Here is a 21,174-nt window from a genome sequence, read left to right on the forward strand (position 1 = left end):
TCTGATCTTTTTTAGAAAAAAAAAGCCGCAACAATAATGTTGCGGCTTTAACTTTTTATTTATAAATTATTGTTTGTCGATGAAAGATATTTCAATTTCAACTCTACGGTTTTTAGCACGACCGTCTTTTGTATTATTTGGTGCTACGGGTTTACGAGAACCTTCATAATCAAGTGAAATAACTCTATCATTAACACCTTTTTCAACTAAATAATTCTTAACGCTTTTAGCTCTTTGTAATGACAATGGATCATTAATTTTATCATTACCTGTAGCATCAGCATGACCAATTATATATATATTTCTTGGTTTATTATTTTTACTAAGTGCTATTACATACTCATCTAAGAATTTCTTAGCTTCGTCTTTAAGAGTAGCTTTATTAGTATCAAAGTGTACACCATCTAACATTTCGTATTTAAGTGCACCTTCTGGACAACCATTGAACTCAATAGTACCTGGCAAATCAGGACATTCGTCTATATCATCAGGAATACCGTCACCATCTCTATCCATTATGAAATATGATTCCGGACAACCTTTGAATTTTTCAAGACCTGCTTCTTCAGGACAAAGATCAAGATGATCAGGAATACCGTCGCCATCCGTATCTGGGCAACCGTTAAATTTAGCTAAACCTGCTACATCCGGGCATTCATCTAATTTATCAATGATACCGTCACCATCTCTATCAGGACAACCGTTAAATTCAACTAAGCCGGCTTCACATGGGCATTCGTCTTCGCTATCAACTATGCCGTCGCCATCTGTATCGGGACAGCCTCTGGTTTCCCATGTACCTTGTTGATACGGACATTCGTCACGTCTATCTGAAACTCCATCATTATCTTTGTCTTTAGGAGCACGATACATTATTGGTATCTTAACAGCCGCACTTATGTCTATTCCTTCCCAATATTTCGTAAAACAATTTGTAATAATTGTATTAGAACCTATCCAAACAGGACCTAAGCGTAATCCGAGACCAACATCAACTTGTGCTTTATTAGTTAATTGATATGTAACCGGAATTGCAAATCCAAACCATTTTCTCTCATATCTCGGTGTTAAATTGAAAGAAGCATTAGAATGTAAATTGACAACGTTATAAGAACTATTTTCAAATTCAGTTACTTTATGACCTGTAAATGTTGAAAAAGGCACATAAGCTCCTAAGTTAACATAAAAATTAGCTCCCAAATAAAAATCAATTGACAAAGTAGCTGTCGGAGAAAGTTTCATTGCATAAATAGTATCATTTCCTGTAGCGTTCAATGTGCTGTTTGCTTCATTTCCGAAAGTATTTTCCGCAACTGCATTCATTTCTTCAGTACCTGTAAGTACATTATTAAATAATGAAGTGGAGAATAGACCGTTATTAGAAGTAGCCATATTATATGCAAGGTTGGAATCTCTAGTAAATTTTATTCCACCGTTAAGATTAATGTCTACAACAGCAACACTGATTTTCATTCTATATTTATTTTTGTCTTTTCTAACCAAACCGGTTTTTCCGTCCATATCATATAGATAATCATCAAAATCAGGTCTCCATTCATATACTAAACCAACATCTAATCCGAATCCCAAATTTTTCCAATATTTTGATTCGAATGGTTGTGTGAAGAATTTGTTTGTGGCAGCGTTCATATAATCAAGTGTTTTTTCAGACCAGCGAGTATTATTTTCACCTGCATCAGAGTAAAGACCATTAGCTTGATTTTCTTTAATAGCTTGCATTTCATCATTAACATCAGCAGAAACACCCCACATAAAATTTCCGTCAATAGTTACATTGCCATCATTATCATATTGATAATTAAGATTATCTGAGACAAGATAGCCAGAAGATAATCCCTGCCAAATTTTGAATGAAGCACCAAATTTAATATAATGTTTACCACCATCCCAAATTTGTGACGCAAGAGAAATACCAATTTCGTTCCATGTTGCTGCTGCAAATCTGAATTCACCATTCTCAATTCTTCCTAAGTCTGATTGCGGGCCTTGATAAAACATTGACTCCATCATTCCCCATGAAGCATTATCGAAATTAGCAATTGTTCTTACTCTTTCGGTAATACCAAATGAAAATTTCGGACCACATGCAATCATGAAATTAAAAATTTGTATTTCACTCTGCAAAACTGCTGAATAGCTTTTATCACTTTCCTCCGGGCGAATCAAATATTTTTGGTCGGCACCGTTATCAACTGGTAATAACCATGGGCTTTCGTGCCAAAGGCTTCTCCATGCATCACGTTTTCTACCGTTAAAATTCAATTGGTTAAACATGAATTTTCTTTGTGCGCCAAAATAATTTTGATTAAAAGATGAAGACATTCCTACTAAGGTAATATCAACAACATAACGCGAATTCGCAATTGATGCTGGATTATTATATACCCCTGATATGCCTGCATAATTATCACCAAAATACTGAGAAAAATTTTGAGCCTTAACCCCAGGTGCAAAAATCAACATTAATATGCTGACAATTAATGCACATTTTGTAATTCGTAAAGTTTGTTTCATAATCATTTATTTATTTTATACTTAATTAATTACATAAAAATATAATAATGCTATTATACGACCATAATAAACAATGCAAATTTAATAAAATTTAAATAACAACTCATTTTTTTTACAAAAAAAAATAAAAAAATAACAATCACATATAATCACGGTTGATAATCTGCTAATTAAGCGATTATGAAACTTTTTAAATTTTATCCATATTTATTTTTTTCAAACAATTTAAGTAATTTTTACAAGATAAAAATACAATTTCATATTTAATATAAATAGATTTTTTTAATATTTTTCAAATATTTAAGTGCAATTCTAATAATCATATTCTATCTATTGCAGAATTACTAAAAATAACTTACCTTTGCACATTAAAATTGAGATATTAGCTCAGTTGGTTTAGAGCGCTTGCTTGACAGGCAAGAGGTCACCGGTTCGAATCCTGTATGTCTCACATTAGAATCTCAGACAATAGTATTAAAATCATCTGGATTTATTTGATAAATACTTGTGGAACTATAATTTAACTTTAACTCCTAATTTATAATTTTTAACTCTATATACACCGGTAGGTGATCCCCAAAACCACCTAAATATTCGGCCCCTGAGAATGTTCTAAATACTTTTTTCCCTCCAAATTTTTTATCTTCAATAAAAAGAAAATCAAAATCTGCAATATAGGCTTTATTATTTACAACATATATCTGATTATAATTATCATACAACAAGTTTTCAGTAATTATTATTTGATCAAAAAAGTTCCATAACGCAGCATGTTTTAACGTTCCTATTTCACTTGTTTTCAACAGATTTTCCATAAGATTTACTAGTCTGTTACCAGATAAAAATTGTTTGATACTCGCATCATCCGGATTATCATTCATATCTCCCATGATTATTATTTTTGCATTTGTTTCTAAATCTAAAATAGAATCTGCCTTGGAACGTAGAAATCCTGCCACATAATTCCTTTTTTCTACAGTAGCTCCTATTCCACCATAGCGTGAAGGAAAATGACAAACAAAAACATGCAAAGTATCATTACTAATTCTCCCTACAACATGCAAAATATCTCTAGTTTTTGAGATAGTATCACCGAACATTATAACAGGAATTGCTTCGTGATAAAATAATTCGAAAACATCAGGCATGTACAATAATGCAACATCAATTCCCCGTGGATCATTCGATTCATAATGAATAAATGAATAATTAAGTTTTTTCAATGGAGTTTCCTGAAGCAATTTACTCAGAACAAATTTATTTTCAACTTCACAAATACCAACTATTGCGGCCGGATAATCAGCATTTAACGCAGCAATCAGTTTATAAAGATTGTTTAATTTGTTTTGTAATTTCTTTGAAGTCCATCCTCGAATTCCCTGAGGAGTAAAATCGTCATCATTTTTATTCGGATCATTATAAGTATCAAACAGATTTTCAAAATTATAGAAACACACTCTATAGATTGAATCATTAGAATAAGAAAATTGTGAAAAGAAAAATAAAAATAACAAAACGTAAAATTGTTTCATAACAAATCTTTACTTCAAATTGCAGTAATAGTTGTTTTGTTACCTAAGCTTAATAAATTTTAAGTAAGAATAGTTAAAAGATAAAAAGTAAATATAAAATTATGCGAATTGAAATCATTCGTAATCAACAATTTGAATTGCAAAAATAGACCTGAAATTAGATAGCTGAAATTTCTATCTTAATATTTAATGTTAAGATAATATTTTAGAATTTCGAACAAAAAATCGTGACTTTCTTATCCCTGATTATTCATTATCCTTAACATCCTTCCAAACTTCTTCCATTTCATTGAGAGTCATGTCGGAAATAGATTTACCACGTTCTTTTACAATTTCCTCGAGTTTAGTAAATCTGTCTATAAACTTTTTGTTACTTTTCTCTAAAGCTGTTTCGGGATTTACATCAATAAATCTAGCATAATTTACCAATGCAAAAAGTAAATCGCCAAATTCCATTTCAATATTTTCCTTACTTTCGCCGGTCCTTAATTCTTCTTGAAGTTCGCCAATTTCTTCTTCGACCTTTTTCCAAACTTGTTCGGTATTATCCCAATCGAAGCCGATACCATGTGCTTTATCCTGAATTCGATACGCTTTTATTAATGACGGCAAAGAAGACGGCACACCTGAAAATACAGATTTCCTATCTTTTTCTTTTAATTTGATTTTTTCCCAATTGACTTTTACTTCCTCATCCGTTTCGGCATCAACATCACTAAAAATATGTGGATGTCGTCTTATCAATTTTTCATTAATATTTTCCAAAACATCAGAAATATCAAAATGTTCTGTTCCGGTACGTTCTGTTCCGATTTTAGCATAAAAAACAATATGAAGAAGCAAATCGCCCAACTCTTTTTTTATTTCCTGGTAATCATCGACCAATATAGCGTCGGCTAATTCATAAGTTTCTTCAATGGTTAAATGTCTAAGACTATGAATATCTTGTTTTTTATCCCAAGGACATTCGGCTCTCAATTTATCCATTATATCGAGTAGTTCTCGAAATAATATTTCTGGTGACGGTTTCATTTAATTTTAATATGAACGTGCAAAAATAACTCTTCTCTTGCTCGGTTTTCCCGAATAAACACAAAAACCTTCTTCACAATTTTCATCCATAGGAATAACTCTTATTGTTGCTTTGGTCTTTTCTTTTATTTCAGTTTCAGTTTCGCTTGTACCATCCCAATGAGCGCAAACAAATCCGCCTTTATTTTCAATAATATCGCAAAACTCTTCCCAAGTATCCGCAACAAAAGTCATTTCTTCTCTATAATTCAATGCTTTATCATACAAATTAGTTTGAATTGCATCCAAAAGGTTATATACTTTTTCCGAAATATCCGCTATTTGCATAATGTTCTTTTCAAGCGTATCTCTACGGGTAACTTCTATAGTACCTTGTTCAAGATCGCGAGGACCAATAGCAAGACGCACAGGAACGCCTTTGAATTCATATTCATTAAACTTCCAACCCGGACGATACTGATCTCTATCATCATATTTTACACTAACACCTTTTGCTTCCAACTCTTTTTTAATTTTTAAAACAGTTTCGGAAATCAGAGCAAGTTGTTCTTCATTTTTATATATAGGAATGATAACAACCTGAACAGGAGCGAGTTTTGGAGGAAGAACCAATCCATTGTCATCTGAATGAGACATGATTAAAGCACCTATCAATCGGGTAGAAACACCCCATGATGTTGCCCATACATATTGTTGTGTATTATCTTTATCCAAAAATTTAACATCGAATGCTTTTGCAAAATTTTGGCCAAGGAAATGAGATGTTCCTGCCTGCAAAGCTTTACCGTCTTGCATCAACGCTTCAATGCAATAAGTTTCTATTGCACCGGCAAAACGCTCATTAGGCGATTTTGTTCCTTTCAGAACCGGTACAGCCATATAATTTTCCACGAAATCAGCATAAACATTCATCATTTGTTCAGCCTCTTTTATTGCTTCTTCGCTTGTTGCATGGGCGGTATGACCTTCTTGCCAAAGAAACTCGGCTGTACGAAGGAATAATCTTGTACGCATCTCCCATCTAACCACATTGGCCCACTGATTTATTAAAATCGGTAAATCTCTATATGATTGTATCCAGTTTTTATACGAATCCCAAATAATTGTTTCTGAAGTAGGTCTGACAATTAATTCTTCTTCAAGCTTAGCGGCCGGATCTACTATAACCGTATTGTTTTCAGGATCATTTTTAAGACGATAATGTGTAACAACAGCACATTCCTTTGCAAAACCCTCTACATGTTTAGCTTCACGACTGAAAAATGATTTAGGGATAAATAATGGAAAGTAAGCGTTTGTATGACCCGTATCTTTAAACATTTTATCGAGGACATCGCGCATTTTTTCCCAAAGCGCATAACCGTATGGTTTAATAACCATACACCCTCTTACAGATGAATTTTCTGCCAAATCAGCTCGTTGTACAATATCATTGTACCATTGCGAGTAATTCTCATCTCTTGTAGTAAAATCTTTTGCCATTTTCTGAAATTTGGTATAATAATTGCATTGATAATGCTCAATTAATAAAGTGCAAAAGTAATAATTTTAAATTAATTTATGGAGGAAACAAGAAATGAAAACAATTAAATTATCAATCGGAATGTTGTTGGTTTTGTTAATCTCTGCCTGTTCATCGGTTTCAAATATCAGTGCTTATGATGATATTTATTATGACGGTGAAAATGCTTCGAGAACCACAACACATATTGCAAAGCAGACACCTCCTGAAAGCACAAATGGTTCATTGGAGGAAATAGACATAAGTTCTTACAATGATTTTGAATATTCATCAAGAATTAGAAGATTTAATTCCGACTATACTACTGATGATTATTATGATGATTTTTACACAAGTGAATATTATTACACCGGTGATGCTTCTAATTCAGGAACAACCATTTACATAAACAATTATGGCGGTTTCGGATACTCAACTCCTTATATCGGAATAGGTATAGGATTAGGTTGGTATTATGGTTGGAATCCTTATAATAGTTGGTATTACAGGTCTTATAGCCCTTGGTATTATGATCCTTGGTATTCGTGGGGTTGGGGTTATCCTTACTACGGTGGATATTACGGCGGTTATCATCACGGATATTGGAACGGTTATTGGGATGGCTACTGGCATGGTAACTGGGCAGGAAATAATCCTAATAAACCCGGACATCGCCCTACCGTTTATAACTCACCCCGTTCTCCAAGAAGCGGTCATGACGGAGTTTACGGTTCAACGGGATCTTCTACGGTCGGCAGTAACAGACAAGGAAACAGCACGGGAAACGTTTCTAATAATAATGCTACTAATACAAATAATAACAGAACAAATGTTAACAATAACCGTGCAAATGCAAGCACAGGAAACAGAAGCGGATCTTCCACATCTAATGTGAGCACAAGTGAAAGAAATCCGCAAAATGTTACTTCAAATAACAATAATTCCAGCAGAGCAAACAGCTCAACCGGAAATACTTCAAACAATACTACCGGAAGCAGCAGATATGAAAAACCTTCTAACTATCAAACACCGAAAGTTACGGTACCGAAAAGTAGTGTAGATTATAACAATCCTCGTAGTAATAATTCTTCCGGTTCCAGTAACAGTAGCGTTAATCGCGGAAGCTCAAGCAACAGTTCTAATATTACACCGTCTAATAGTGGTAACAGAAGTTCTTCATCAAACAGTAACAATGTTTCAACGCCGTCTAATAATAGCAACAGAAACAATACTACCGTAACACCAAATAGAAGCAGCGGTAATTCCTCTTCAAGTTCAAACAGAGGGTCAACTACAATTACTCCTAACAGAAACAACAATAACAACTCATCTTCATACTCTACTCCGCAAAGGAATAATAGTTCCAGTAGCAGTTACTCTTCACCATCAAGAAGCAGCAGTTCTTCTTATTCGCCTTCTTCCGGTTCATCAAGTTCAGGATCAAGGAGCAGTAGCAGTTCTTCTTCGTCTTCCGGCTCAGGAAGTTCAAGAAGCAGCAGTAGCAGCGGTGGAAGAAGATAATAATTAATAATTTCGTGTGATATTAATTAACAATTAGTATCACACTTTTTATATCAATATTAATTTAAATTAAAAATTACATTCATATGAAAAAGTTAAATATAGTAATCGTTTTACTGTGTATAAGTTTAGGCTTAATAGCTCAAACACATGAAGAAGCATTGAGGTACTCAAGATTAAATTACGCAACAGGTAATGCTAAATCAACTTCAATGGCAGGTTCATTAGGAGCGCTCGGCGCTAATTTTTCTTCTTTATCCATTAATCCTGCCGGTATAGGGGTTTATAGAAAATCCGAATTGACCTTTACACCTTCTATAATGTATTCTACCTCCGCATCAGATTATTTGGGTAACAAACGCACTGATGAAGCTATTAACTTTAATATTGGTAATTTCGGACTGGTTTTTGCAATTCCAAGCTCAGGAGCAGCGGCTCAAAACGGATTCGAATATTTTCAATTCGGAGTTGGTGTCAATAGAACCAATAATTTTAAGAGAGATGTTTTGATGAAGGGATTTAATGAAACAAGTTCTATTACTACTCAATGGGCAATGGAAGCAACTGCAAACAATCCGAATATTCAATTTGATAGTAACGGAAACCCGATTTTAAATCTCGATCCTCTTACTACACAGCTGGCATTCAAAAATGATGTATTATTTCTTGGAGAAGATAGTAATGGTAATTTAATTATTATGTCTGATATGGAAGGCGGACAAGTTGAGCAAACAATTAGAATGATTACATCGGGTTCTATGAACGAATTTGTTATTTCGGGAGGATTTAATTATCTTGATAAATTATATGTTGGAGCAACTTTAGGAGTACCATACTTTTCTTATAGAGAAGATTTTCGAATAACCGAAGAAGATACTAAAGATAGAACTCAATTTTTTGAGTCTATGAGGTATACTACTTATTTACATACATCCGGAGTAGGTGTTAATTTTAAGATAGGCGCAATATACAAACCTATTTCTTGGCTAAGAATAGGGCTTGCATTACATACGCCAACCAGATACAGTATGGATGACGATTATAATGCTGAAATTTTATCTTATATTGATTTAAGCGGAAATGGTAATTATGAAGGAGCATCTGACCATGCATCGGGCGATTATTCCTACGTTTTAAGAACACCTTTAAGATTAATCGGAAGCTTGGGCTTTGTTATAGGAAAACACGGTTCTGTTAATGTAGATTACACCTTCCAAGATTATTCAAGCGCTAAATTTAAAGACAAAGATTATACTTATGATTATACAAATCAGTTAATTAGTGAAAATTACGGAATCGGTCATAATATTGGTGTAGGTACAGAATGGATTTTCGGAATGTTTAGAGCAAGGGCCGGTTTCGCTTATGAAACCTCACCTTATACTTCCGAAGAGGTAAATTCAGGTGGAGAACGCATGACTATTGGCGCGGGCGTAGGTTTAAGTTTCGGACAATTCTATACAGATTTTGGGTACGCTCTTATTACTGAAGATATTGATTTTTATCCCTATAGCAGAGATTATGTTGACGCATCGAAGAATAAATATAATACTAACCAGTTCCAATTAACATTCGGATTTAGATTTTAATTGGAAGTTGGAAGTTTTTATAAGGTGAATAAGGAATCCCATGTTAAATATTGTATTTCATGGGATTTTTAATTTCACTTAGAAATAATAATACTTGTTCTTTTTAAACTTTCATCTTTTATCCGACAATAAAAAAATTTTCAGTTCATCAAGAGCTTTACCTCTATGACTGATTTTATTTTTTGTTTCTAAAGAAAGTTCGGCAAATGTTTCACTAAAATTTTCAGGAACAAAAACCGGATCATACCCAAACCCTCCTACTCCTTTCGGCGTTTCAATTATCGTACCGTTGACAATCCCTTTGAAAATATGTTTCTTCCCATCAAGGATTAAACAAACAATAGTAAGAAATCGTGCTTTTCTATTTTCTTTACCTTGCATTTCGTGAAGAAGTTTATTCACATTATCTTCATAAGTAACGTGCTCGCCGGCATATCTAGAAGAATAAACACCCGGAGCACCATTTAATACTTCAACTTCCAAACCAGTGTCATCTGCAAAAACATTGACATTATATTTATCAAAAATACATTCGGCCTTAATTATTGCATTTCCCTCGATTGTATCGGCAGTTTCATCAATTTCTTCGTTGAAACCCAATTCTTCAAGAGAAATAATTTCAATACCCGTACCTATAAGTTTTGTTTTGGCTTCTTCAAGTTTGTGTTTATTGTTTGTGGCAAATACTAATTTCATTTTAGTTCAAGGTTTTAAATTTAAGGGTTCAAAAGTTTTTCTGATTTAATTAAGCACTTATCAAATATATCTTTCAATCAAAATATTTTTACATTATAATATAACTAATAAATATTTTTGTCAGATTCCGACTTCAATTATTCATTAACTCTACAATTTAATCATCATTTCATAAGTACATCAAAATCTGTCTTGATTTTTTCTTTCCTTACGAAATCATACAAAGTTAATCTTCTGATTTGAAAATAATTTATCCAATATTGCTGCAAAGCGGAAATATATCCTTTTTGATTACTGTCTTTATCGGCAAGGGAACTATTCAGTTCAGTAATATCAATTGTTCCGATTAAATATCTTTGTTTGGTAAATTCATAACGTTTTTGTGCTACTGTATCGCTTTTTGCTGCAATCATTAATTGACTGTATTGTATATTAAACTGTTTTGCTTTAATATAAATTTCCTGATTAAAGTCAATAATATCCTGTTCAACAGTTGTTTTAACTAACTCCATTTGGGATTCCGCCATTTTAATTTGACCTTTCGCACGTCCCCAATCAAGAATCGGAACGTTTATTCCAACCATAGCTACTTGTCTTTGTTCCGGGTTTCTATATGCTTGCGGAAAAGTCGGAGCAGTTTTGTCAAGCCCGTAAGTTAGCGACAAATCCATAGAGAACCTTCCTTCGCGTTTTGCTTTTACCAAAGCTTGTTCCGCTTCAATCAGTTGCCGCTCATAAGAAAGAATATCCGATCTATTTTCATTAGCTTGAAGGACAGCGTCTTCCGCATTAATTTCAAGTTGCGGAATGATTATCGGAGGAATTAATTCAATCTCAGCATCTTCCTTAATTCTTAAGAAAGATTTCAAATCAAAGAGTTTCATCTCCAAATCTAATTTCGCCGTTTCAAGTTGCGATTTAGAATTAAGATAATTCAATTCCATATTAAGAACTTCATTCTCGGCAATCGTACCCATCAAATAACGTCCCTGAGCTATTTGATGCAAAGTATCATTATTGGCAAGATTAGTTTCTTGAATAGATTTATTCATCTGAGTCAGTAAACAACTGAAAAAATAATTTGCTGCCGTAATTGTCACATCTTCCATCGCTTCGAGATACGACTGTCTCGCTTCCTGAAATTTTATCGGTTCAATTTTTCTTTCCCATTTATAAGAATTATATCCGAAAATAGGTTGAGTGTAACGAATATTTATCGGTGCGGAAGAGAAAAACATAGTATCCTCTTTGAAATTCATAGTATAACCGAGGTTTGTAAAAATTGAAATATTACCGCCGGTAAATCCTATGGCCTGATCAATCCCGAGGCTGAGATCGGAATATAATTGGTTATATCTTACAAATTCGGAACCATCGACCGCATCTATTAATTTATTTTGATTTTGAAATTGAAGCGGATTTCCGTAGAGCGATACTTGCGGCATATAATTAGCCTTGAAATATCTGTATTGCCAATAGCTGTTTCTGAAACGATGTCTCGCTGTCATTGCGCTTGGCGATTGCTGCTGGGCTATTTGAATAACATCTTCGAGGGTTAATCGTGTTACTTGCGGATTATATTGATTTCCTTGAGGAAATGCGAAACAAGGTATTAAAAGAAGTAATAATATGATATTTTTTTTCATAATCTTGTTTGTTTTATTCATATCGAAGTGATTCTACAGGATTTTGATTAGCTGCTTTTTTAGCCGGCATATAACCGAAACAAATTCCTATTGTTGCGGAAACTCCGAAAGAAATTAATATTGAACTGAATGACACGATAGTCAGAATATCCGTAATCGATGTTATCATTTTCGAAATGGCGTAGCCTAACAGAATACCTACAATTCCGCCTATGAGGCTTATTATGGTTGCTTCCGAAAGAAACTGAAATACAATATCTTTTTTTGTAGCGCCGATAGCAAGCCGAGTTCCAATTTCTTTAGTACGTTCCATTACTGAGGCCAGCATGATATTCATAATACCGATACCGCCGACTATAAGTGAAATGCTTGCAATTGCACCCAGTACGATATTGAAAATATCTTTTGTTCTTTGTTCTTGTTTGAGAAGAACTTCCGGTATTGTAATCGTAAAATCTTCAAGATCACTATGACGTCTTCTCAACATTTTAGTAATTAACTCAGCCGTTTGCACAATATCATCAGTATTTTCAACATGCACAACCAACTTATCAATCTGATTATTACCCGAATCTTTCGAAGAACTTCTCACACTCGACATTGAAATAACGGAATTTCCATCCGTAACAACAGTTGTACTGCTCGCACTTTTAATATTAGCCGAAGTTACAACCGACCTATCCATATATCTCAACAAAACAGTTTGTATAGGCGCATAGATTCCTTCATTATAATTTGAAATTCCAAAATCTTGCCCGGAAGAGGCGTTCATTGCCATTTTTTCTATTACACCTATAACTTTAAGATTAATGTTTCCACATTTTATGTATTTTCCGATAGGATCAGAATCAGTAAAGAATTTAGATTTAATATTAGAACCGATTATACAAACAGGTGCTCCGGTAACTACTTGTTCCTGAGTAAAAATCTGTCCTTCCGAAATATTAACATTGAATATTGAGAAAAATTCCGGCATTACTCCTGAAAGTGTAACATTAGCCGATTTTCCGGATGATACTGCCAGAACCTCGTAAATAACTTCAGGACTAACCATTGCAACTGTAGGAATATGTTCTATAATTGCTTCTCCATCTGTTATAGACAATCCTTTGGAAAACTTTTTCTGCATCGACTTATTACCTTCGGTTTGGCTGTCTCCCAGATCCGATTTAGGAGTAATAATAATATTATTAACTCCAACATATTTCATTTGGTCGATAATTTCTTTACGGGCTCCCTTACCGATAGCGAGCATGGCAATTACTGCGCCAACTCCGAAGATAATTCCAAGTGCCGTAAGAAAGGATCGGAATTTATTTGCCATAACCGCATCTACGGCCATCGACAAATTGTATATGTATCTTTGATATTTGTTGGTTTTCATCGTTCTAAAGTTCTATTAATTATATTGTAACTCGATAATGAATTACTTTATCACTAAGCTTTTCATATTGATGTAATTTCGAACCCATACTCCAAAACTCAAAACCCGGAATATTTATCATAATGTTTTCAATACTTTTTTATCTGAATTTTCCGGCGGAAGCAGATATATTTTATCACTTTCAGATAATCCGTTAAGAATTACTATCTCATTTTCATTACTTTTTCCAAGTTTAACTTCCTGTTTATTTCCTGAAGTAGTATAAACAAACGGGATTCCGTTTTCAGTATAAACACATTCTATCGGAATAAACAAAACATTCGGAACTTTATCTGTACTTATATAATTAACAGTTGTCATTGCCGGTCGAAGAACTGAATCATATTCATGAACGGAAATCAATACTTCAAAAACTTTAGCATTCGAACCCGAAACCTGTTCTCCGATATTTGCAACCGACTCTACAGTTCCCGTAAAGATTTTTTCAGGAAATGCTTCAACAGTAATATTAACATCTTGACCTTTTTTCACCTTACTCACATCAACTTCATTAACATAGGTTTTACTAACCATATTAGTAAGATCCGGTAATTCGGCAACTATCGGCTCCCATGTGCTTATTTGCGACCCAATGCCAATTTTTGAGCCATCCCAATCTTTCCGGTAAACAAGCATCCCAGATTTGGGAGCATAAATTGTAAATTGTTTGATAAGAGTATTGATTTGTTCTAATCGTCTTTCTGTTTTATTCTTTGTAGCAGTTATTTCCTGCATATTGGCAAGCGCAGTCTGATATTTCAACTCATAGTTTTCTATCGATTGATTTAAAGACCTTTGCGCTTTATCAAGATTTATTTCATATTGTCTGATAGTTGCCGGCGGCTCAAATTTAGATTGTTCTAAAGTTATTTTTGCTTCTTCCACAGCATATTTAAGGTTGATAAGTTCATCTCTTGCCGTGCGCAAAGTCATTGAAGTATCAAGTGTTGTCTTAGTATAAGTTGTGAGGTTTTGTTCGTAAGTATCTTCAATATCTTTCAACGAATTAGTAATTTCGGATTTGCTGAGAGAAGCAACCCATTGCCCAGAGTCAACCACAGTACCATCAGTCACCATATTTTCAATAGTAAGATTCCAAAGTCTGAAATTACGTGCATCTGCAGGACCCATGATCTTTTCCGAATTTTTAGATTCAAGCTCTCCTGTTGTTACTACATCAATATTAAAGTCGCCGGACTTGACGGAAACAACGAAGTTTTCCATTGTTGAACTGCTGTCACGACTTATCAGCCAAATGACTACGCCGATTATGACAACTGCTGCAATTAAGTAATAATATTTTTTTTTCACAGTGTATAAATTTTATTTAGCAAAAATAATTGAAATAATTATGTAAATCAATAAGATCCAAATTAATGAATCATTAAACCCTAAAAAGATTATCAGTAATAAGGAACATATTGCAAATATGTAAGTTAGATAATTATTCTTAAAACTAAATGATTTAAATTTAAAGGATAAAAATTTAATCTTTGATAACATCAATAAACTTAGAAGTACAGATATTAAAGCAAGAATTGCAAGAGCAACAATTAAATCCATAGATTGAAGTATGGGCAATGTATGCGAGTTAAGTATAATTGCAGCTACAAACATTGCTGCGGCCGGACTGGATAATCCATAGAAAACAGATAATGTTTGTTCTTCAGTATTAAATTTAGCAAGTCGAAATGCTGCAGCAATAGGAATTATTATTGCTATAGCAGGAATAAAAAGCATATATTGATTGCTGCCGCCAAAAAGCAATAATGACGACATTGTGGTGGCATCGACGGCAAACATTAGCTTAAACATCAAAACGCCGGGTAAAACGCCGAAAGATACTACATCACTCAAAGAATCTAATTCCTTTCCAATTTTGGAATATGCGTTTAGCAAGCGTGCCGCAAGTCCATCTAAAAGGTCGAAAAAAGCCGCGAGGAACATCAAGTAGCAAGCAATAAGAGGCATTGAAAAATGCAATGCAACGATAATTCCAATTACTCCGCAAGATAAATTCAGCGCAGTAAAGATATTAGGAATTGAGTTTTTAATTGATTTTGACATAATTTATTTATTTAGTGCTTGGTCTATTAACATAGTTATAAAATCCTTCAATTCAACGCCGTACTCTTTTAACTGTTTAGGAATTATACTTATAGCCGACATTCCGGGGACAGCATTAACTTCAAGAAAATAAATATTTTTATCATTCACAATATAATCAACACGAATAACACCGGTGCAATTTAGCATATTGTATATCAAATTAGTATAAGCGGAAATGGCAATTGTAGTTTCTTCATCGACATTTGCGGGAGTAATTTCATCAGAAAACGAATCGGTATATTTAGCTTCATAATCAAAAAATTCCTTTTTAGAAACCACTTCCGTAATAGGAAGAATATTCATTATTTCGCCGTCTTTGTATGCCCCGCAGGTAAACTCACGGCCAGAAATAAACTCTTCAATAAGCACCTCATCGTCTTCTTTAAAAGCATTTTCAATAGCAACGATTAATTCGTCAATATTATGAGCTTTGGAAATCCCGACACTCGAGCCGTTTTTATTCGGTTTGACGAAACATGGAATACCAAGTTTCTCAACAATTTCATCTTGCGGGTAATAATTCTTCTTATTAAGAATATAAGATTTAGCCACCGGCACGCCAAAAGAAGAAACTATCGATTTGCAATAAAATTTGTTGAAAGTTGTAGCGGCAACAAACATATTACAACCAGTATAAGGAATATTCAAAAGATCAAAATAAGCCAAGAGTTTTCCGTCTTCGCCGGGTGTTCCGTGAATCATGGGAAAAACAACATCAAAATTAATTTTCTTACCGGCAATAATCAAGGAAAAATCGGATTTATCTACTTGAATACTCTTATCATCAGCATAATACCAAGATGATTTTTCAATAATTACCGGATAAACATCAAATTTTTTCTTATCGATATTTTCGACAATTGTTTTTCCGCTTTTAATAGAGATTTCATATTCTCCGGAAAAGCCACCCAAAAGCAGGGCAATATTTTTTTTCATATTAAAATATATTAATACATTGATTAGTAATCATCTATTTAACATATAACATCACGGATTATTAATTCGATTTGAATTTGTTTGCCACGATATTTTTCTTTCATTAACCCGGATAGATAACTAATTTCTGTCCTATTTTTAAATTATCAGATTTTAATTTATTCCAATCTTTAATTTTTCCAACTGAAGTATGATATTTTTTTGCGATAACACTTAGACTTTCGCCTTGTCTTACAATATGAACATTTGCTTCGGAAGCCCTTTTAATTTCCGCCTGCATTTTTTCTTTGTATTTACCTGATTCTGTTTTATGTGCGAATACTATTTCTTCGTTTGAAAGAAAATCCAATAAATCTTTTATAGGTAATTTTAAAGAGTATGCCTGTTGCTGTGTTGCAGGAATAATATCCATTTTATATGTCGGATTTAGAAACCTGATAGTTTCAATAGGCGTTCCGACGATTTCGTTAATTTGTTCGAACGACAATACTTCGTTAATCATTACAGTATCTGTTTCATAAGCAAGAAGCGTAGGTTCCGTCGGATAAATATTATGTTCGATATTATAATTCATAATGTAAACAACCGCTGAAAAGGCGGGGACATAACCGCGGGTTTCTCTCGGAAGATAAGGCCAAATCAACCAATAATTCTTTTTGCCGCCGGCACGCCTGATGGCCTTATTAACATTTCCTACGCCGGAGTTATAAGCAGCGAGAGCCAAAAGCCAGTCATCATAAATATTATATAAATCTTTCAAATGTTGGCACGCGGCTTCCGTAGATTTATAAGGATCGAATCTATCGTCAACATAAGAAGTTTGTTTTAATCCGTACAATTTTCCCGTTCCATACATAAACTGCCAGAGACCTTTTGCACCGGCGCGTGAGCCTGCAATCGGATTTAAAGCTGATTCTACAACCGGCAAATATTTGAGTTCGAGAGGAAGGCCATGCCTGTCAAGCGCTTCTTCAAAAATAGGGAAATACACCTCAGCAAGTCCAAGCATTTTAGATGTTGTTGCTCTGCGTTTCACGGCATAAGCATTAATATAATTTTGAACCTCCTTATTATAAACAAGTTCAATAGGTGTTTGCAAATTAATACATTGCATTCTTTCAATATAAACAGAATCGCTCCAAACAGGAATATAATTTTGTTCAAAATTGTAAATATTTAATTTCTCAACATCAGTTGAAAAGTTTATTCTGGCGTTGATAAGTTCATTGAGCAGATTATCAAGCAGCTCGAAGACGTCATATTCGGTTAGAGTAGAATCGTTAACGATTGAATCTGCCGAAATTTGATAATAATTTAATTGATTTAGGATATTAGTACTTTCAGGGAAGTTATTGAACACATCATTCGGAACTTTTACGAAAATTGAGTCTGGATTTGAAAATAATTGAATACTAATAAATAACGAAACAAAAAAGGAAATTAATTTATTTTTCATAGTTGCGCACAAAATTAAAGTGCGAATATACAAAAGAATAAACAAATAACAAATAACAATTATAAGGTTTTTCAATGATAAAATCGATATAAGGGATAAAGTGGATAAAATAAAAAACAAATCGCATAATCAAGAAAATTTACTATACCAAAAATATAATTTTCTTGATTATGCGATTAGACTATAAATAATTAATTCTTATCTTCGAATACTTTCCACCGGATTAGCATTTGCAGCTTTAACGCTTTCATATAATACTGTTAACAATGCAATTAACAATGCAGTCGTACCACCGGCAAGAAACATCCATACTCGTAAATTGATATGTAACGGATAATCGCTCAACCAATTTGTCATAAAATACCAAATTATGGGTATAGAAATTACAAAAGCAATTATAACCAGTATCAAGAAACTTTTTAGTAATTTTAGAATGATTTGATTATTATTTGAACCGAATATTTTACGTGTTGCTATTTCTCCAGAACGTTGGCGAATAAAGTAAACGGCCATTGCATATAATCCGAGAGTTGAAATAACAATAGCCATTATTGTAAATACAGACAATATTGTAGAAGTTTTCTTTTCACTGTTATACATTTCTTGAATTTTTGCGTCAATAAATTCGCCGGGGAAAACATCTCCTTCGGATATTTTTTCATAAACTGCTTTTACATCATTCAAAGCTTTAACAGGATCGCCTGTAACTTTTACAAGAAATGACCAAACATAAGCATATTCCCCCTTAAAGTTTTCGTAATAAACCATTGTAGGACCTATTTTATCTGCTACACTTCCGTATTGAAAATCTTTCATAATTCCTGCAATATTCTGTGGATCGCCCCACATTCTAACACTCAAAGTATCATAAGGCAATTCCATCTCTTTCATCGCAGTTTCATTAAACCAAATACCCCAATTCGGAATATGATTATCCTGAATGATTTCGAAACCCATCATTTTAAAATAAGCGGAATCACCGGCAAAAGTTTGAAAGCTTATACTTTTATCGTTGTATTTCATGGTATTATTATTTCCACGGTTCAACGGATAACCTTGTGCAAATGCAACTTCTTCAACATTTGCCAGGCTTAGTAATTCGTTTTTAAATGTTTCTGCTTTCGGCATATCAAAAACCCTGTTACTAATATCAATAATGTTCTCAGTACTATATCCCAATTGCGCATTAAGCATAAATCGTACCTGTAAAATCATAATCAAACTGCAAGTAATAAGTGCAATTGTAATTACATTTTGAATTGTGATAAAAACTTTGCTGAAAACCAGCTTTGTTTTATGTACAAATGTACCTTTTACCACTTCAATAGGCTTAAAATTCGAAATAATAAGCGCCGGTATTAATCCGGAAATTACCCCGATAATAAGAACAGCTAAAATTTGGACAGCAAGATACCCGAAAGTCATATCTCCGAAAATAGATAATTTGGTATCAAGCAGATTTCCTGCAGGTTTATCTAATCCGGATGCAATAAATAATGCAATAAGATATGCTATAAAGGTCATTATCAACGATTCTACAATCAGTTTCGTAAAAACCGACAGTCGTGAAGCACCTAATAATCTTCGTGTTGCCATTTCTTTAGCTCTGAAGCTCGATTGAGCAACCGTAAGATTTATATAATTTATGATAGCAAAAATTAAAATCAGCGCGCTTACCGAAATGAGAATCAACACTAATGTTTTATTACCATGATTAAATCCGTTTGTATATATATCGGAAAAATAAACATCTCTCATCGGAGTTAGTAAAACTTTTTTCCAATGTCCCATCTCATATGGCCAATATATTTCATGAAAAAGATTTAACATATCAGGAATCTGGGCTTGAATGTTTGTTCCTTCTTTAGTAAGAATGAACATAACGCTACTGCCCGCATTGCTCATATCCGGATCAACTATACTTGAATTATAATTAGCAATTTGCTCCATTCTAATTAAAATATCGAAATCAGGAAATAATGATCTTTTAATATCTTTTATTACTCCGGTAATTTGCACTTCAACCCCATTAAGATTCATCGGTTTTCCCATGGGATCATCATTTCCGAAAACCATATTGGCGAAAGATTCGGAAATAATAGCGCTGTTCATAGCAGTAAGCGCAGTTTTTTTGTCGCCGAGAGAAAGTCCAAAATCAAATAATTCAAAAAAAGTAGTATCGGCAAAAGTAACATTGGTATTATATTTATTATCTCCGACTACTGTGGGCATTCCCCATTCCGAAGTGCAAACACAAATTTTTTCAATTTCCGGATATCTATCTATCAAATGGTCTGCAAGTTTATATGCGCAGCCATAAACACTTTCATTTCCGAGAACATAAATTCTATCCGCTTTCGTTTGAAAGTTATCGGTTGATAGTTCATTTTTTGTATAATTTGAAATTATGATAACAAAGGCCAATGATACAATTAATCCGAAAAGACAGATAAAACTGTATGCTTTGTTTCTCTTCCAAAATATTAATGAAGATTTTATTGACATATAAAGAATTTATAATTCGCTTTTTACATCAGTTACCAGCGCACCGTCGAACATGTTAAGAATACGACGGGCATACGAAGAATCTTTTTGTGAGTGGGTAACCATAACAATTGTTGTTCCTTCACGGTTTAATTCCGTAAGAAGATCCATTACTTCCTTGCCGTTTTTAGAGTCGAGGTTTCCGGTAGGTTCATCGGCAAGTATTAATTTTGGTCCGGCAACTACGGCTCTAGCAATAGCAACACGTTGCTGCTGCCCGCCCGAAAGTTGTTGAGGAAAATGGTTTGCTCTGTGGCTGATATTCATTCTTTTCAAGATATCATTTACCATTTTTTTTCTTTGTGATGATTTGATTTTCAAGTAGATTAAAGGAAGTTCAACATTTTCGAAAACATTTAATTCGTCTATAAGATTAAAACTTTGAAAAATAAATCCGATATTTCCTTTACGATATAGAGTACGGTCTTTTTCTTTTAGTGCTCCGACTTCTTTTCCTAGCAAGTTATATTTTCCTGAAGTCGGATTATCAAGCAATCCCAGAATATTTAACAATGTTGTTTTTCCGCAACCCGAGGGACCCATTATAGCTACAAATTCACCTTGATTAATTTCAAAAGATACACCATTAAGGGCAACTGTTTCAATTTCTTCCGTACGGAATACTTTAGTTAGATTTTCTACATGTAACATAAT

At 33.6% G+C, this 21,174-nt stretch carries 15 protein-coding genes and 1 tRNA gene; 3 read left to right on the forward strand and 13 right to left on the reverse strand.

What is annotated here, in order from left to right:
- Positions 1-66: 66 nt before the first annotated feature.
- Complete coding sequence (locus LBP67_00665; protein ID MDR2083494.1) at positions 67-2,535, reverse strand: DUF5723 family protein; 2,469 nt, start codon at positions 2,533-2,535, stop codon at positions 67-69.
- 376 nt (positions 2,536-2,911) lie between these two features.
- Here LBP67_00665 and LBP67_00670 point away from each other — a divergent pair.
- Positions 2,912-2,986 (forward strand) — tRNA-Val (locus LBP67_00670).
- 82 nt (positions 2,987-3,068) lie between these two features.
- Here the strand turns inward: LBP67_00670 and LBP67_00675 are convergent.
- From LBP67_00675 to proS, 3 genes are all read right to left on the reverse strand, one after another.
- Positions 3,069-4,067, reverse strand: a complete 999-nt coding sequence (locus LBP67_00675; protein MDR2083495.1) for a hypothetical protein — start codon at positions 4,065-4,067, stop codon at positions 3,069-3,071.
- Positions 4,068-4,313: 246 nt separating this feature from the next.
- The gene (gene mazG / locus LBP67_00680; GenBank protein MDR2083496.1) at positions 4,314-5,099 is read right to left on the reverse strand and encodes a nucleoside triphosphate pyrophosphohydrolase; all 786 of its coding nucleotides are present in this window, start codon (positions 5,097-5,099) and stop codon (positions 4,314-4,316) included.
- A gap of 6 nt (positions 5,100-5,105) precedes the next feature.
- Positions 5,106-6,581, reverse strand: a complete 1,476-nt coding sequence (proS, locus tag LBP67_00685) for a proline--tRNA ligase (GenBank protein MDR2083497.1) — start codon at positions 6,579-6,581, stop codon at positions 5,106-5,108.
- A gap of 94 nt (positions 6,582-6,675) precedes the next feature.
- On the opposite strand from proS, the gene LBP67_00690 reads away from it, so the two are divergent.
- Complete coding sequence (locus LBP67_00690) at positions 6,676-8,121, forward strand: hypothetical protein (GenBank protein MDR2083498.1); 1,446 nt, start codon at positions 6,676-6,678, stop codon at positions 8,119-8,121.
- Positions 8,122-8,207: 86 nt separating this feature from the next.
- Positions 8,208-9,710, forward strand: a complete 1,503-nt coding sequence (locus LBP67_00695; protein ID MDR2083499.1) for an outer membrane protein transport protein — start codon at positions 8,208-8,210, stop codon at positions 9,708-9,710.
- A gap of 111 nt (positions 9,711-9,821) precedes the next feature.
- Here LBP67_00695 and LBP67_00700 read toward each other — a convergent pair whose 3' ends face one another.
- The 9 genes from LBP67_00700 to LBP67_00740 form a co-directional block, all read right to left on the reverse strand.
- Positions 9,822-10,406 carry a non-canonical purine NTP diphosphatase gene (locus LBP67_00700; GenBank protein MDR2083500.1) on the reverse strand — a complete coding sequence of 195 codons (585 nt, stop codon included), beginning with the start codon at positions 10,404-10,406 and terminating at the stop codon, positions 9,822-9,824.
- 164 nt (positions 10,407-10,570) lie between these two features.
- On the reverse strand, positions 10,571-12,052 hold the full coding sequence (locus LBP67_00705; protein ID MDR2083501.1) for a TolC family protein: 1,482 nt from the start codon (positions 12,050-12,052) through the stop codon (positions 10,571-10,573).
- A 13-nt stretch (positions 12,053-12,065) separates the two neighbouring features.
- Positions 12,066-13,436, reverse strand: a complete 1,371-nt coding sequence (locus tag LBP67_00710) for an ABC transporter permease (protein MDR2083502.1) — start codon at positions 13,434-13,436, stop codon at positions 12,066-12,068.
- Positions 13,437-13,553: 117 nt separating this feature from the next.
- Positions 13,554-14,786 (reverse strand): efflux RND transporter periplasmic adaptor subunit, encoded by a 1,233-nt coding sequence (locus LBP67_00715; GenBank protein MDR2083503.1) that lies wholly within the window; start codon positions 14,784-14,786, stop codon positions 13,554-13,556.
- Between the two features lie 12 nt (positions 14,787-14,798).
- Positions 14,799-15,542: a CDP-alcohol phosphatidyltransferase family protein gene (locus tag LBP67_00720; protein MDR2083504.1), complete on the reverse strand. Its 744-nt coding sequence runs from the start codon at positions 15,540-15,542 to the stop codon at positions 14,799-14,801.
- Positions 15,543-15,545: 3 nt separating this feature from the next.
- A complete protein-coding gene (locus LBP67_00725) occupies positions 15,546-16,520 on the reverse strand; it encodes a D-alanine--D-alanine ligase (GenBank protein MDR2083505.1) in 975 nt (324 codons plus the stop codon).
- 103 nt (positions 16,521-16,623) lie between these two features.
- Positions 16,624-17,976 carry a transglycosylase SLT domain-containing protein gene (locus LBP67_00730; protein ID MDR2083506.1) on the reverse strand — a complete coding sequence of 451 codons (1,353 nt, stop codon included), beginning with the start codon at positions 17,974-17,976 and terminating at the stop codon, positions 16,624-16,626.
- A gap of 198 nt (positions 17,977-18,174) precedes the next feature.
- Positions 18,175-20,481 (reverse strand): ABC transporter permease, encoded by a 2,307-nt coding sequence (locus LBP67_00735; protein MDR2083507.1) that lies wholly within the window; start codon positions 20,479-20,481, stop codon positions 18,175-18,177.
- Positions 20,482-20,490: 9 nt separating this feature from the next.
- Positions 20,491-21,171 (reverse strand): ABC transporter ATP-binding protein, encoded by a 681-nt coding sequence (locus LBP67_00740; GenBank protein ID MDR2083508.1) that lies wholly within the window; start codon positions 21,169-21,171, stop codon positions 20,491-20,493.
- Positions 21,172-21,174 lie beyond the last annotated feature (3 nt).

This window comes from Bacteroidales bacterium (genome assembly GCA_031276035.1).
GTDB lineage: Bacteria > Bacteroidota > Bacteroidia > Bacteroidales > BM520 > RGIG7150.